Source organism: Microbacterium sp. SCPM-O-B-15248 (M128) (assembly GCF_058214835.1).
This window is the reverse complement of record NZ_JBYQLI010000007.1, coordinates 91,465-106,066: the sequence shown is the minus strand read 5'-3', so window position 1 is coordinate 106,066 and position 14,602 is coordinate 91,465. Positions and strand designations below refer to the sequence as shown.

Below are 14,602 nucleotides of genomic sequence, written 5' to 3'. Positions count from 1 at the left end.
GTGAGGGGTCAGTTTCTGTCGCTTCGCATCGCTCGAGGCGACAGAAAATGACCCCTCACGCGACGGTGACGGGCAGCTCGTGCCAGCCGGTCGCTCCGTCGGGGGCGGGAGCGGCGTGGGCGGGCGTCTGCGTATCGCCGGTCGTGGACGTGGCGCGGCAGCGGATCGTGTGCGGGCCGCTGGTGGCATCCCAGGGGAGACTCCACTGCACCCACGTGTCGGACGAGATCGCGCTCGCGAGCATCGCCGGCTGCCACGGCCCGTCGTCGATCTGCACCTCGACACCCGAGACGCCGACGTGGGTCTGCCAGGCGACACCGGCGATCGTGACCGGGCCGGCGTCGACGCGGGCTCCCGCGCGCGGTACGTCGATGCGGGACGCGAGCTTCACCGGGCCGCGCGCCGACCAGCCCCGCGAGGTCCAGTACCCCTCGGCGCGGGCGTACTGGGTGACCTCGAGCTCCGTGACCCACTTGGTGGCGGACACGTAGCCGTACAGTCCGGGCACGACCATGCGCACCGGGAAGCCGTGCTCGATGGGCAGGGGTTCGCCGTTCATGCCGATCGCGAGGAGCGCCTCCCGCTCGTCGGTCAGCGCCTCCAGCGGCGTGGACGCGGTGAAGCCGTCGATGGAGTGCGACAGCACCATGTCGGCATCCGGGGTCGGCCGCGCCCGCGCGAGCAGATCGCGGATCGGGACGCCCAACCACCGGGCCGTGCCGATGAGCGATCCGCCCACCGCGTTCGACACGCACACGAGGGTCGCGACCGTCTCACGCTGGGGGAGGGCGACGAGGTCGTCCCATCGCAGCACGACCTCCTCCTCGACGAGACCGTGGATGCGGAGACTCCACTCGGACGGATCGATCTGGGGCACGACGAGCGCGGTGTCGATGCGGTAGAAGTCCGCCGCGGGCGTGATGACCGGGGAGAGTCCGGGGATGCCGAGCTCCGCCGCCGCGGGGACCGTCGCCGTGACGGCGGGCGTGGGCAACCGGAGCGCGGCGCGGATCGCCGAGGTCGCCTGTGCGCCACCGCGCATCGCCGCCGAGCCGACGGCGGCCAGGGCGCCGCCCACGACGGCCAGGCCCGAGAGCACGAGGACGCTGCGCCGGCTCGGGCCCTCGGTATCGGAGCGAGCCGGAGCATCCGTGGGCAGGGGCCGCGGGAGCCGGGCGATGAGCAGCGCGCCTCCCACGGCCGCCGCCACCCCGGCGACGAGCGACGGCACGGGCGACAGGATGCCGGCATCGGCCCGCGTCATCGACACGATCGCGCCGACACCACCGAGCGCCGCGAGGACGACGCGGCCCCACGGGGGCCGGCGGCGCTCGAGCACCCCGGCGACGGCGGCGACGGCGAGCAGAAGGATCGCGATGCCGACGAGCAGCGCGGCCTTGTCCGCCGTCCCGAACCAGCTGATGGCCAGGTCCTTCGCCCACGCCGGGGCGATGTCGATCATTCCGCCGCCGATGACGGCGAAAGGACTCGCCAAGGGAGCGACCACGGCCGCGGCGAGCTCGCCGAGCCCGGCCCCGAGCGCCGTGGCCGAGACGCCGGCGACGGCCGCGAGCAGATCGGGGGTTCGAGACGACGTGGGGGTCACGATCGGAGCCTAAGGAGCGCACGGCACCCCGGCGCCGCCCGGACCGGAACTCACAGCCAACCGGCACGATCCGGCCGGGGGCGTCTACGCCCGGGTGGACCGGTGCCCGGTGCGCCCTCACACACTCAGCGCGACCCCCGCGAGCCGTTCCGACTCCTCCCAGACCCGTGCCGATTCGCCCTTGTCGCGCAGGGGTCGGTACAGGGCGTGCGTGGCCGCCCGGCCGCCGACGTGCAGCGGTCCGCGCGGGCCATAGAGGACGTCGGTGCGCGGCGATGTCGTGGTGGCGGCCAGCAATGCCGGCTGGGCGGCCGAACGCACCGTGCCGACGAGGATGCCGTGCCGCGACATCCAGCGGATGGCGCGGACGTGCGGGGTGTCGGTCGTGCGGCCGATCTCGGGGCGCGCGGCGAGAAGGCTCGTCGGGGCCACGCCGGGGTGCGACAGCACGCTCGTCACCCCCCAGTCCGCCGCCCGGCTGCGGCGGTCGAGTTCGAGAGCGAACAGACCCAGGGCGATCTTGGACTGGGAGTACACGCGCTGGCCGTCGTACGACCGCTCGGCCTGGAGGTCGTCCCAATCGATGCGGCCGCGCGCGGCCGCGATGCTCACCTGCGTCACGACACGCGCCTGGCCGGCAATCAGGAGCGGCAGCAGCTGGCCGACCAGGGCGACGTGGCCGAGGTGGTTCGTGCCGAACTGGAGTTCGTAGCCGTCGGCCGTCGTCTGCCGTTCGGGCGGGGTCATCACCCCGGCGTTGTTGATCAGCAGATGGACCGGGCGGCCGTCGGCCCGCAGGTCCCGGCCGAGAGCGGCGACGCTCGACAGCGACGAGAGGTCGAGGTCGCGCAGCTCGAGTCGCGCGCCGGGCACGCGGTCGCGGATCGACCGGACGGCGCGATCGCCCTTCGCGCGGTTGCGGACAGGGAGCACGATCTCCGCTCCAGCGGCAGCGAGGTGTTCGGCGATGACGAGTCCCATGCCGTCGCTCCCGCCGGTGAGGACGGCGCGTCGGCCGGCGAGGGAGGGAAGGGGGATGTCGATGTCGGTCACGGTGTCTCCTCGGTCGGTGTCCTGCCAGCGTGCGCGGATCGGCCGTCGCGAGCCAGGACCCGTCAGTCCCCTGCTGCGCGGTCCCCCGAAAGGGGGGATCACCGCGTCCTGGTTCCGGGGTCGGGCGACGGGTAGACAGGGGAGCATGATGGATCGGTCGGCTCTCGCGGACTTCCTCCGCACCCGTCGCGAAGCGCTCCAGCCCGAGGACGTCGGGTTCCCGCGGGGCCCGCGCCGCCGCACGCCCGGACTCCGCCGGGAGGAGGCGGCTGCGCTCGCGCACATGTCCACGGACTACTACGCACGGCTGGAACGCGAACGCGGACCGCAGCCGTCGCCGCAGATGCTCGGCGCGATCGCGCAGGGGTTCCACCTCACCCGCGCTGAGCGCGACCACCTCTTCCGCGTGGCCGGACATGTGCCCGAGGAACGGGGTTCCATGACGGAGCACATCAGCCCCGGACTTCAGCGCATCCTCGACCGTCTCGACGACACCCCTGCCGAGATCATCACCGAGCTGGGCGAGACGCTCCGACAATCGCCCCTGGGAGCCGCCCTGACCGGGGATGCGTCTGTGCGCACGGGACCGGAGCGGAGCCTCGGCTACCGGTGGTTCAGTGACCCGGCGACGCGGGCGCTGTACGCCCCTGAGGAACACGAGTTCCTCAGTCGCCTTTTCGCCGCCGGTCTGCGAGAGCTGGCGGGCCGCCGTGGACCCGGCTCACGCGCCGCTCTGCTCGCGGACCAGTTGCTCGAAAGCAGCGCCGAATTCCGCACGCTGTGGGCCGCGCACGAGGTCGGGCTGCGTCCGCGACAGACCAAGACGTTCGTCCACCCGTCGGTCGGCGCTCTCGAATTGCACTGTCAGACCCTCATCGATCCCGAGACGTCCCACTCGCTCCTCGTGTACACCGCGGTGCCCGGCAGCGAGAGCGCCGACCGGCTGCGCCTGTTGGCCGTGGTCGGACCCCTCGGCCGCGCCTGACCCGCCCGACGCGCGGTAGCGTGCGGAGCATGGGTGAGTCCGTGCGGAGCGTGAGACGACCGGCCACGGACGGGTCGCCGGCGTTCGACCTGACGTACGTGCGGTCGGGGCCTCGCACCGCGACGCCCGTGCTCGTCATCCCCGGGGGGCCCGGCCTGCTCTCGATGCTGCCCTACCGGGGCCTGCGCCGGTGGGCGGCCGGCGGCGGCCTCGACCTGATCATGGTCGAGCATCGCGGCGTCGGCCGCTCCCGTCACGACCTCGACGGTCACGACCTCCCGCCCGCGGCGATGCGGGTCACCGCCGTGCTCGACGACCTCGCCGCCGTGCTCGACGCCGAGGGGGTCGACCGTGCCTACGCGGTCGGTTCGTCGTACGGCAGTTATCTCACGTCGGGCTTCGGGGCACGGCATCCGGAACGCGTCGCCGGGATGCTGCTCGATTCGGCCCTGCAGTCCGCCCACGATCTCGACCTCGAACGCGCGCATCTGCGGGCCCTGTTCTGGGACGGCGACGACGAGATCGCCCGCGGTGTGCGCGGACTCGTCGCCGACGGGGTCGACGGCCGCGTGGTGCTCGACGTCGTGCGGGCCGCGTACGAGCTCGCCGGTCCCGAGCTCGTGCTGCCGCTCGTCCGCCACCGGCCCGGGTTCGCGTGGCACGCGCTCGCCGCGTACGCCACGCGCGACGGGTCGGTCGCGCGCATTCCGGGGGTGTACGAGTTCGGCGTCGTGGGCACGATCGCTTTCCGCGAGCTGCACTACGGCGCGCCGCCCGACGGCCTCCCCCTCGATCCGGCGCTCACCTACGCGCCGCTCGCCCGGCGGTACCCGGCGTTCGCGGGGGAGCCCTACGACCTGACGGCCGCGGTGGCCGCGTTCACCTGGCCGGTCGTGCTGCTCTCGGGCGACCGCGATCTTCGCACTCCTCCCGCGATCGCCGAGCGCGTCGCGCGCGCGGTCCCGGATGCCACACTCGTGCGCCTACGAAACGGCCACAGCGCCCTCGAAACCCACCCCCTGGCGCTCCTGAACGCCACCCGCCGGCTCGTTCGCGGTCAGCAGCACCGCCTGCCCGGCGAGGAGGAGGCCCTCGACCGACTGCCGCGGAAGGGACCGGCGGCGCGCTTCCCGCAGCTGCTGCGCGTCCTCGCGCACACCGACACGCTGCTGCGCGCGCGACGCTGACGGTTCCCTGCCGCGTGCGGGCGTCGCTGTCAAGCCTCGGCGGTTTCGGCGCGCACCGGAAGAATCGAGGAATGAGCGACGCCGTTCATCCCCCGTTCCCCCTGCTCCTCCCCGACGACACCCCCGACCTCGACGACGTCCGTGCTGCCCTGACGAGCGCGGATGCCGTGCACGGCTTCGGCACCGACATCGCCGCCACGCTGGCGTGGGCCGTCGGTGTCGCCCGGCCCCGCTCGGTCGCGGCGACGGGGGAGCTGCTCGCCTCGGTCGCCACGCGCGACGTCGCCGCGGCCCGGGTGCTGGAACCGCACCTCGACGCCCTCGGCATCCTCGACGAGGCCGCCGCCGCGGGGCCGGCGCTCGACATCGACCGCGACGGCGCCTGGGGCGTGTTCGCGGCCGAGGGTCCGGGGATGCGCCTGGAGGCGCGTCAGGATGCCGGAACCTGGCGGCTGCACGGCACGAAACCGTGGTGCTCGCTCGCCGCACACCTCACGCACGCGCTCGTCACCGCCTGGGTCGACGACGAGCGCCGGCAGCTGTTCGCGCTGGACCTGCGCGACCCGGCGGTGACGGCGCGGTCCGGCCCCTGGCATGCGCGCGGGCTCGAGCGCGTCGTCAGTGCCCCGATCGATGTCGACGGCGCCGTCGCGGTTCCGGTGGGCGAGCCCGGCTGGTACCTGCGTCGGCCCGGATTCGCGCACGGCGGTGTGGGGGTCGCGGCGTGCTGGTGGGGCGGGGCGGTGCCGCTGCGGTCGGCGCTCGCCCGGGCCGCGCGCGACGATCGCGCCGACCAGCTCTCCCGGGTGCACCTCGGCCGGGTCGACACCGCGCTGTGGGCCGCGCGCGCCGTGCTGGTCGAGACGGCGACGGTGTTCGACACCGGGTCTTCGGCATCCGCGGGTCTCCGTGCCGCGCGTGCGCGGACCGTCGTGGCCGATGCGGTCGAGACGGCGCTCACCGAGGCCGCCCACGCCCTCGGCCCCCTGCCGCTCGTCGCCGACGAGGCGCACGCGCGGCGCGTGGCCGACCTGCAGGTCTACGTGCGGCAGCACCACGCCGAGCGGGATCTCGCGAAGATCGGCGGCGACGTGGCGGCGGGGGTGGGCGGATGGTGAGCTTCGATCACCGCGACCCCGGCACCGACGAGGACGTCTGGGCGTCGGCCCTCGCCACGCGGGACCCGCTGCCCGCACTCGGCCTCGAGGTGGACCGCCTCATCGTCGTCGCCGCGCACCCCGACGACGAGACCCTCGGGGCCGCGGGGCTGCTCGCGACGGCCTCCGCCCGCGGCATCCCGATCGACCTGATCGTGGTGACCGACGGCGAGGGCTCTCACCCCGACTCGGTCACGCACAGCCCGGCGACTCTGGCGCTCTTGCGCCGCCGGGAACTGGTCGACGCGGCGCGCATCGTCGGCCTCTCCGGCGACCCCGTCTTCCTCGGACTCCCCGACGGCGGCACCGACGAGTATCGGGATGCCATCACCGGGGCGCTCCGCGACGCCCTCGACCGCGCGGGCGCGGATCGCGTGCTCGTGCTCTCGCCGTGGCGGGGCGACGGGCACCGCGATCATCGCGTGGTCGGCGAGATCGTCGAGGCCGTGTGCGCTGCGCGCGGCGTGCGATCGCGGGCGTTCCCCATCTGGCTCTGGCACTGGGGCGGCCCCGACGACGTGCCGTGGGACCGCGCCGAGGGACTCGCGCTCGACACCGCCGCGCAGGAGGCCAAGGCCCGCGCCCTCGATGCGCACGCCACGCAGCTCCACCCGCTGTCGGCCGCAGCCGGCGACGAGGCGATGGTCCACCCCCGCATGCGCGCGCACTTCGCACGCGCCGCGGAGGTGTTCCTGGCGCCGGATCCCGCCGCGGACGGCGCCTCCGCCGGCACGGTCGGCCCGGACTACTTCGACGACATGTACGCCCGCCACGACGACCCGTGGGGCTTCGACTCGCGCTGGTACGAGGAGCGCAAACGGGCGGTCCTGCTCGCGGCTCTGCCCCGGCGCCGATACCGCTCGGCGCTCGAGGCCGGCTGCGCCACGGGCGCCCTGACCGCCCGCCTCGCCGAGCGGTGCGAACGGGTGCTCGCCGTCGACCTCGCCCCGGCGGCTCTCGAACGGGCGCGCCGCCGGCTGGTGGGACACGAGAACGTCGAGTTGCGCCGCGCGATGCTCCCCGACGAGTGGCCCGCGGGCGAGTACGACCTCGTCGTGCTGTCGGAGGTGGCGTACTACTGGGGTGCCGGCGACCTCGACCGCGGTCTCGCGGCCAGCGTCGGCTCGCTCAGCGGCGACGGTCATCTCGTCGCCTGCCACTGGCGGCATCCGGTCGCGGAGTACCCGCGCAGCGGCGACAGTGTGCACGACGCCCTCGCCGCGCGACCGGATCTCGTCCGCCTCGTCCGGCACGAGGAGGAGGACTTCGTGCTCGAGGTGTTCGGACGGCCCGGGGCGCGCTCGGTCGCGGCCGAGGCGGGACTCGTGCCGTGAGGGCCGTCGCCGTGGTGATCCCCGCGCACGATGAAGAGGCGCTCATCGGGCTCTGCCTCGCGTCGGTGACGCGCGCCGTGGCGTACGCGCGGGAGCGCGAGCCGGGCCTCGTCGCGGCGGTGGTCGTGGTGCTCGACGCATGCGGTGACCGCACGGCCGAGCGGGCGCGACAGTGGCCCGTCGAGACGGTCGAGATCACCGCCCGCAGCGTCGGCACCGCCCGTCGGATCGGTGTCGCGCACGCGCTGGCGACTCTCGACGCCCGGCCCGACGACACCTGGATCGCGATGACGGATGCCGACACGGTGGTGCCGCGCGACTGGATCACGCACCAGCTCGATCAGATGGACGCCGGCATCGACCTGCTCCTCGGGACCGTGCGCCCCGACTTCGCCGACCTCAGCGCGCGCCACGCCGCGTACTGGCGCGCGACGCATCATCGCGGCCGACCGCCCGGCAACGTGCACGGCGCCAACCTCGGCGTCCGGGCGAGCACGTACGCCGAGGCCGGTGGCATCCCGGATCTCGTGGAGCACGAAGATGTCGCCCTGGTGCGCGCGGCCCGGGCCCTCGGCGCGCGCGAGCGGGCGAGCGACGTGCACGAGGTCGAGACCTCCGGTCGTTTCACGGGGCGCACGCCCGGCGGCTATGCCGCGTTCCTGGGGCGGGTGCACGTCTGGATCGACGCACCGTCGCTCGCCGCGCCGGGCGTCTGACGCAGCCCCTGGGGGCTCGGCATCCATTCGTCAACCACCCCGTCGCCCGGACGACCTCGGCGCAGACTGGTCGTCCCCCGGAACGAAAGAGGCAGCACGATGAAGGCACTGACCTGGCAGGGCAAGCGCAACGTGAGCGTCGAGGAGGTTCCCGACCCCACGATCCTCGAACCGACCGACGCGATCGTGAAGATCACCTCGTCCGCGATCTGCGGCTCCGACCTGCACCTGTACGAACTCTTCGGCCCCTTCCTCGACAAGGGTGACGTGCTCGGACACGAGCCCATGGGCGTCGTCGTCGAGGTGGGCTCGGCCGTGACGACGCTCTCGGTCGGCGACCGCGTCGTCGTCCCCTTCAACATCTCGTGCGGACACTGCTTCATGTGCCTGCGCGGGCTGCAGTCGCAGTGCGAGACCACGCAGGTGCGCGAGCACAACAGCGGCGCGTCGCTGTTCGGCTTCACCAAGCTGTACGGCCAGGTGCCCGGCGGGCAGGCCGAGTACCTGCGGGTGCCGCTGGCCGACTACAACCACATCCGCGTGGGCGAGGACCTGCCCGACGACCGGTATCTGTTCCTCAGTGACATCGTGCCGACGGCCTGGCAGGGCGTGCAGTACGCGAACGTCCCCGACGGCGGCACACTCGCGGTCATGGGACTCGGACCCGTCGGACAGTTCGCGTCGCGCATCGGCGTGCACCTGGGCTACCGCGTCCTCGCGGTCGACCCGGTCGCCGAGCGCCGCGCGATGGCCGAGCGCCACGGAGTGCAGACCTTCGACCTCACCGACACGGTGGTCGACGAACTGCGCGACCTCTCGGAGGGCCGGGGCGTGGACGGCGTCGTCGACGCGGTCGGCATGGAGGCCCACGGCAACCCCGGGGCCACGTTCGCCCAGAACGCCATCGGGCTGCTCCCGGACGCGCTCGCGCAGAAGCTCATGGACACCGCGGGCCTGGACCGCCTCGCCGCGGTGCACGCCTCGATCGACGTCGTCCGCCGCGGCGGGACGGTCTCGCTGAGCGGCGTCTATGCCGGTGACGCCGACGTCCTGCCGATGAAGACGATGTTCGACAAGCAGCTGAGCATGCGCATGGGCCAGTGCAACGTCAAGCGGTGGATCGACGACCTGCTCCCGCTCGTCGAGGACCCGGCCGACCCGCTGGGCGTCATGGATCTGGTGACCCACCACGCCCCCCTCGAGGACGCCCCCGCCCTCTACGAGATGTTCCAGAAGAAGGAGGACGGCTGCATCAAGGTGGTCCTCCGCCCCTGACTCTGTTGCGTGAGGGGTCAGTATTTGTCGCTGCGCGGCTCGCCAGGCGACAGTTCTTGACCCCTCACGCGCTAGAGGCGGCCGGCGTGGACCGACTTCAGGGACTCCGCGTCGGCGGGGGACATGCCCTGGATCGGCTCGCCGTTCCAGACGATGTCGTCGCCGAGGGCGGCGAGCACCTCCTTGCGGTCGCCGTGCGAGATCTTCGCGCCGTGCACGAGGGTCGCGGGGCTCCACAGCATCGCCGCACCGTCCCACCACCCGGCCCCGACGTCGCGCACGTGCAGCAGATCGTGCAGTGTCGTGGGCAGGTGCTTCAGCGGCTCGGTGAAGGCGTCCGCGAGGACCGCGAGCGTGATCTGTCTCTCCGTGCCGGGGATCGCCACGACCGTCTCCTCCACCGCCCCCTCGATCGCGCGCGAGACGTCGTCGGCCTCGAGCAGGATGACGCCGTTCGTCGGCCGCGGGTTGCACTCGATGATCTTGTAGTCGGGCGCGGCCTCGGTGCCGTGATCGACGAAGTCGAACGAGATCTGCCCCGTGAAGCCCGGGTCGAGGGCGTTGACGAGCTGCTGCGTGTAGCGCAGCGTGTCGGTGCTGTCGACGGCGACGAATGCGATCGCGGTGCTGTGGGCCCACTGCTCGGCGGCCTTGTACGTGGTGTGGGCGGTCACGCGGCCGTCGACGACGACGCTGTACGTGCACACCATGGGGCCGTCCACGAACGGCTGCACCAGCCACGGCTGCTCGGGAGTGGGCACGCACTCCTCGACGGGGATCTTCCCCGCCAACGGGCCCGTGTTGGTGAGCAGCCCCACGCCGCCGCGCGAGAACGCCGCACGGGCGAAGTACCGGGGGAAGCGGTCGATCGCCTCGCGCAGCTCCGCGGGCGAGGTGACCACGACGGTCTCGGGGATGGGGACATCGGCCTCCTGGGCCAGTCGCTGGAAGCTCGCCTTGTCGTGCAGACGCGCGAGGTCGGCGAAGCTCCCCGCGTACAGCTCCACGCCCGCGGGCAGGTCGGCGACGCGGGCGGCGAGGTAGAAGACCTCCTCGAACGTCGGGATGATGACGTCGATGTCGTGCTCGCGTACGTAGGCGTTCAGCGTGTCGATGAAGGCATCCGTCGCGAACCGCGGTGACGGGGTGACGAGGTGGCCGGCGAGGAAGCGCGAGTGGCTGCCCACCGCTCCCTCGTACGTGTCGCTGGCGAAGACCGTGTGGCCGACGCTGCCGAGCTTGCGGATGAGGTCGAGAGCGAACGTGTTGCGGGAACTGGTGACGAGCACGCGCATGGTGGGACCCCTGGTCGAGCCGGCAGATGTCGGGCCAGCCTAGCCAGCCGCCCCCGCGCGGGGGAAACACCTCCGCAACACGGGCGTGAGTAGGCTCGGGGCATGGGTGACCTGTTCGACGGTTACGGCTCCACGTTGGCGCCGCGCAAGACCGCATCCGGCATCCCGGCGTACGACGAGATGTTCGGTGTCCCGGCCACCCCCGGAGACGCGGCACCCTCTCGAGAGGCGTATCGGGAGCTGTACCAGGCGTTGGCCAAGATGACGCAGGAAGAGCTGCGCGGGCGCACCGACTCGCTCGCCAGCTCGTATCTCGCCCAGGGCGTGACCTTCGACTTCGCCGGCGAGGAGCGTCCGTTCCCTCTGGATGCCGTGCCCCGGGTGATCGCGTACGACGAATGGTCGCGCATCGAAGCCGGGGTGAAGCAGCGCGTGCGGGCGCTGGAGGCGTTCCTCGACGACGCCTACGGCAATCAGCACTGCGTGCGCGATGGCATCCTCCCCGCGCGTCTGATCTCGTCGTCGCAGTACTTCTACCGCCAGGCTGCCGGCATCCGGAGCGCCAACGGCGTGCGCATCCAGGTGTCGGGCATCGACCTGATCCGCGACGAGCACGGCGAGATGCGGGTGCTCGAAGACAACGTGCGCGTGCCCTCCGGCGTCTCGTACGTCATCTCCAACCGCCGGGTCATGGCCCAGACGCTGCCGGAGCTGTTTGTCTCGATGCGGGTGCGCCCCGTCGGCGACTACCCCAACAAGCTGCTCGCGGCGCTGCGCGCGTCGGCCCCGCCCGGCATCGACGACCCGAACATCGTGGTGCTCACCCCCGGCGTCTACAACTCGGCGTACTTCGAGCACACGCTGCTCGCGCGGCTCATGGGCGTCGAACTGGTCGAGGGCCGCGATCTGCTGTGCATCGGCGGCAAGGTGTTCATGCGAACCACCCGTGGGCCTCAGCGCGTCGACGTCATCTACCGCCGCGTCGACGACGACTTCCTCGACCCGCTGCAGTTCCGCGCCGACTCGATGCTCGGAGCCCCCGGGCTCATGCTCGCCGCGCGCCTGGGCAACGTCACGATCGCCAACGCGGTCGGCAACGGCGTCGCCGACGACAAGCTGCTCTATACGTACGTGCCCGATCTGATCCGGTACTACCTCGCCGAGGAGCCGATCCTGAAGAACGTCGACACGTGGCGTCTCGAGGATCCGGGCGCGCTCGAAGAAGTGCTCGACCGCCTCGACGAGCTCGTCGTCAAGCCCGTCGACGGATCGGGCGGCAAGGGGCTCGTGGTGGGCCCGGATGCCTCGCCCGCCGAACTCGACACGCTGCGCAAGCGTCTGCTCGCCGACCCGCGCGGCTGGATCGCGCAGCCGGTCGTCATGCTCTCGACCATCCCGACGCTCGTCGAGGACGGCATGCGCCCGCGTCACGCCGACCTGCGTCCCTTCGCGGTCAACGACGGCGACGACATCTGGGTGCTGCCCGGCGGTCTGACGCGCGTGGCCCTTCCCGAGGGGCAGCTCGTGGTCAACTCCAGCCAGGGCGGCGGCTCGAAGGACACGTGGGTGGTCGGAGGATCGGCTCCCTCGCACGTCGAGTACGGCCAGGGCACCGGTGTCTCGGGACTGGTCGCCGATCAGGCGGCGGTCACCGAGGCGATCCCGATCATCTACGACGGGCAGCCCGCGCCGGCCACGGCGCCGCACGATGCCCGGGCGGGCCGCGACCAGACCGAACAGCAGCAGCAGGCCGACGCCGGCGTCCAGCACGGACCGCAAGCCGAGCAGCAGCAGCAGTCGCGGGAGGTGGCTTCGTGCTGAGCCGCATCGCCGAGTCGCTGTTCTGGATCGGGCGCTACATCGAGCGCTCCGACGGCACCGCCCGTATCCTCGACGTCCACCTGCAGCTGCTGCTCGAGGACCCGTGGATCGACGAGGACACCGCCTGCCGGTCGCTGCTGAGCGTGATGGGCTCGGCGTTCCCCGAGAACGTCGACAGCGTGCGCCGCGACGACGTGCTCGCGCGTCTCGCCGTGGACCGCATGAACCCGGCGAGCATCGCGTACTCGCTCACCGCGGCGCGCGAGAACGCCCGCCGCGCGCGCGAGATCGTCTCGACCGAGCTGTGGGAGATCCTCAACACCACGAACTCCCGGATGCCACGGCGTCTGCAGACCGACAAGGTACACGAGTTCTTCCAGTGGGTGCGCGAGCGTGCGGCGCTGGCGATCGGCACGGTCGACTCCTCGACGAACCGCGACGAGGCGTGGCAGTTCTTCACGCTCGGGCGCAGCATCGAGCGCACCGACATGACCGCCCGACTGCTGGCCACGCGGTCGTTGACCGAGGTGTCGGGCCCGTCCTGGACGACGATCCTGCGTTCGTGCGGCGCGTACGAGGCGTACCTGCGCACGTACCGCGGGATGCCGAGTGCCCGCAACGCGGCCGAGTTCCTGCTGCTGGACCGCTTGTTCCCGCGGTCGATCATCTATTCCATCCAGCGCGCCGAGGACTGCATGAGCGCCATCGATCCCCGCGCCGACCGCGTCGGCCACTCCAACACGGTGCTGCGTGCCCTGGGGCAGATCCGCAACGACCTGGAGTACCGCCCGATCAGCGACATCCTCGCGGAGCTCCCCGAGCACATGCAGCGCGTGCAGACGGTGACGCGCGAGGCGTCCGAGGCGATCCGCTCGCGCTTCTTCCCGACGCAGGCCGAGCCGGCATGGATCGGGGAGATCTCATGAAGCGTCTGCGCATCGAGCACCAGACGGGCTTCGCCTACCCCGGCGACGTCGTGGCGTCGTACAACGAAGCCCGCATGCTGCCGGTCTCGACCGATAGTCAGTTCGTGCTGAGCTCGTCGCTCGACATCGAGCCCTCCACCTCGGTCAACCAGTACGTCGACTACTTCGGCACGCGCGTCGCGGCGTTCGACGTGCTCTCGCCGCACGCGGCGCTCACGATCACGGCGCGCTCCCTGGTCGAGGTGCGTCCGCGTCCCATCGAGCACGCCGACATCACGTGGGAGGAGCTTCGCGAGGAGGCCTCCCGGTCGATTGCGACCGTCGAGCAGCTGACGCAGACGCGCCGCACGACGCCCCATCCCGAGGTCGCCGAGCTCGCGCGCTCGATCGCCGCCCGGTACGACCGTCCCGGTCCCGCCGCGCACGCGATCGCGGAAGCGGTGGGGGATGCCATCGACTACATGCAGGGCGTCACGGGTGTGCACTCCACCGCGGTCGACGCCTGGGAGGCTCGCAAGGGCGTCTGCCAGGACATCGCGCACATCACCCTCGGGGCACTGCGCGAAGTCGGCATCCCCGCCCGCTACGTGTCGGGCTACCTGCACCCCAAGCCGTCCGCCGAGGTCGGCGAGGCCGTCACCGGAGAGTCGCACGCCTGGGTGGAGTGGTTCGCGGGCGACTGGCAGGGCTTCGACCCCACGAACAACATCGAGATCGGCGACCGTCATGTGCTCGTCGGTCGCGGCCGTGACTACAACGACGTTCCGCCGCTGCGCGGGGTGTACGCGGGTCCCGGCAAGAGCAACCTCAAGGTCAAGGTCACGATCACCCGCGAGACGTAGGTCTCACGGCGCAGGGGGTCTCGCGGCGGGGCGCGAGCGGCACAACTCCGGCAATGTCGGCCGGGAGGGCGGGTGTCGCTGGATTTCGGGCCTGGCTGCAGGAGTTGTGCGGCTCTGACGAGACGTGCGGGCCGGAGGGCTTCGGCGCGTCGGGTGTGGGAGGGTGCGTCTCCGAGGGGCCGCACGCTGCTGCACAACTCCGGCGATGCCGGCCGGGAGGGCGGGTGTCGCCGGATTTCGGGCCTGGCTGCAGGAGTTGTGCGGCTCTGATGAGACGTGCGGGCCGGAGGGCTTCGGCGCGTCGGGTGCGGGAGTGCGCGTCGCCGAGGGGCCGCATGCTGCTGCACAACTCCGGCAATGTCGGCCGGGAGGGCGGGTGTCGCCGGATTCCGGGCCTGGCTGCAG

At 72.3% G+C, this 14,602-nt stretch carries 12 protein-coding genes; 9 read left to right on the top strand and 3 right to left on the bottom strand.

What is annotated here, in order from left to right:
- Positions 1–55: 55 nt before the first annotated feature.
- Both AC3E6M_RS12855 and AC3E6M_RS12850 read right to left on the bottom strand, forming a co-directional pair.
- Complete coding sequence (locus tag AC3E6M_RS12855; protein WP_490530132.1) at positions 56–1,606, bottom strand: molybdopterin-dependent oxidoreductase; 1,551 nt, start codon at positions 1,604–1,606, stop codon at positions 56–58.
- A 117-nt stretch (positions 1,607–1,723) separates the two neighbouring features.
- Entirely contained in the window at positions 1,724–2,659 is a 936-nt protein-coding gene (locus tag AC3E6M_RS12850; RefSeq protein ID WP_490530131.1) for an SDR family oxidoreductase, read from the bottom strand.
- Between the two features lie 145 nt (positions 2,660–2,804).
- On the opposite strand from AC3E6M_RS12850, the gene AC3E6M_RS12845 reads away from it, so the two are divergent.
- From AC3E6M_RS12845 to AC3E6M_RS12820, 6 genes are all read left to right on the top strand, one after another.
- The gene (locus AC3E6M_RS12845) at positions 2,805–3,644 is read left to right on the top strand and encodes a helix-turn-helix transcriptional regulator (RefSeq protein ID WP_490530129.1); all 840 of its coding nucleotides are present in this window, start codon (positions 2,805–2,807) and stop codon (positions 3,642–3,644) included.
- 29 nt (positions 3,645–3,673) lie between these two features.
- A complete protein-coding gene (locus tag AC3E6M_RS12840) occupies positions 3,674–4,831 on the top strand; it encodes an alpha/beta fold hydrolase (protein ID WP_490530128.1) in 1,158 nt (385 codons plus the stop codon).
- 71 nt (positions 4,832–4,902) lie between these two features.
- Positions 4,903–5,949 (top strand): acyl-CoA dehydrogenase, encoded by a 1,047-nt coding sequence (locus AC3E6M_RS12835; protein WP_490530126.1) that lies wholly within the window; start codon positions 4,903–4,905, stop codon positions 5,947–5,949.
- Positions 5,943–7,322, top strand: coding sequence for a PIG-L family deacetylase (locus AC3E6M_RS12830; RefSeq protein ID WP_490530125.1), 1,380 nt, complete (start codon positions 5,943–5,945; stop codon positions 7,320–7,322). Before AC3E6M_RS12835 ends, AC3E6M_RS12830 begins: the two co-directional genes overlap by 7 nt.
- Positions 7,319–8,038 (top strand): glycosyltransferase family 2 protein, encoded by a 720-nt coding sequence (locus AC3E6M_RS12825; protein WP_490530124.1) that lies wholly within the window; start codon positions 7,319–7,321, stop codon positions 8,036–8,038. Before AC3E6M_RS12830 ends, AC3E6M_RS12825 begins: the two co-directional genes overlap by 4 nt.
- A 99-nt stretch (positions 8,039–8,137) precedes the next feature.
- A complete protein-coding gene (locus tag AC3E6M_RS12820; RefSeq protein ID WP_490530123.1) occupies positions 8,138–9,313 on the top strand; it encodes a zinc-dependent alcohol dehydrogenase in 1,176 nt (391 codons plus the stop codon).
- Positions 9,314–9,384: 71 nt separating this feature from the next.
- Here AC3E6M_RS12820 and AC3E6M_RS12815 read toward each other — a convergent pair whose 3' ends face one another.
- On the bottom strand, positions 9,385–10,608 hold the full coding sequence (locus tag AC3E6M_RS12815) for an ATP-grasp domain-containing protein (RefSeq protein WP_490530122.1): 1,224 nt from the start codon (positions 10,606–10,608) through the stop codon (positions 9,385–9,387).
- A 102-nt stretch (positions 10,609–10,710) separates the two neighbouring features.
- Between AC3E6M_RS12815 and AC3E6M_RS12810 the strand changes: the two genes are divergently transcribed.
- Genes AC3E6M_RS12810 through AC3E6M_RS12800 form a run of 3 tightly spaced genes read left to right on the top strand, consistent with a single transcriptional unit; the run spans position 10,711 to position 14,197 of the window.
- Complete coding sequence (locus AC3E6M_RS12810) at positions 10,711–12,429, top strand: circularly permuted type 2 ATP-grasp protein (RefSeq protein ID WP_138176217.1); 1,719 nt, start codon at positions 10,711–10,713, stop codon at positions 12,427–12,429.
- Positions 12,423–13,355 (top strand): alpha-E domain-containing protein, encoded by a 933-nt coding sequence (locus AC3E6M_RS12805; protein WP_230005717.1) that lies wholly within the window; start codon positions 12,423–12,425, stop codon positions 13,353–13,355. The genes AC3E6M_RS12810 and AC3E6M_RS12805 overlap by 7 nt, the downstream gene beginning before the upstream one ends.
- Positions 13,352–14,197: a transglutaminase family protein gene (locus AC3E6M_RS12800; protein ID WP_490530121.1), complete on the top strand. Its 846-nt coding sequence runs from the start codon at positions 13,352–13,354 to the stop codon at positions 14,195–14,197. Before AC3E6M_RS12805 ends, AC3E6M_RS12800 begins: the two co-directional genes overlap by 4 nt.
- Positions 14,198–14,602 lie beyond the last annotated feature (405 nt).

Bases quoted from the DNA above. Each gene is read 5' to 3' on its own strand.
- AC3E6M_RS12845 (WP_490530129.1), top strand. From the start codon at position 2,805: ATGATGGATCGGTCGGCTCTCGCGGACTTCCTCCGCACCCGTCGCGAA.
- AC3E6M_RS12800 (WP_490530121.1), top strand. From the start codon at position 13,352: ATGAAGCGTCTGCGCATCGAGCACCAGACGGGCTTCGCCTACCCCGGC.
- AC3E6M_RS12820 (WP_490530123.1), top strand. From the start codon at position 8,138: ATGAAGGCACTGACCTGGCAGGGCAAGCGCAACGTGAGCGTCGAGGAG.
- AC3E6M_RS12810 (WP_138176217.1), top strand. From the start codon at position 10,711: ATGGGTGACCTGTTCGACGGTTACGGCTCCACGTTGGCGCCGCGCAAG.
- AC3E6M_RS12840 (WP_490530128.1), top strand. From the start codon at position 3,674: ATGGGTGAGTCCGTGCGGAGCGTGAGACGACCGGCCACGGACGGGTCG.
- AC3E6M_RS12815 (WP_490530122.1), bottom strand. From the start codon at position 10,608: ATGCGCGTGCTCGTCACCAGTTCCCGCAACACGTTCGCTCTCGACCTC.
- AC3E6M_RS12830 (WP_490530125.1), top strand. From the start codon at position 5,943: ATGGTGAGCTTCGATCACCGCGACCCCGGCACCGACGAGGACGTCTGG.
- AC3E6M_RS12835 (WP_490530126.1), top strand. From the start codon at position 4,903: ATGAGCGACGCCGTTCATCCCCCGTTCCCCCTGCTCCTCCCCGACGAC.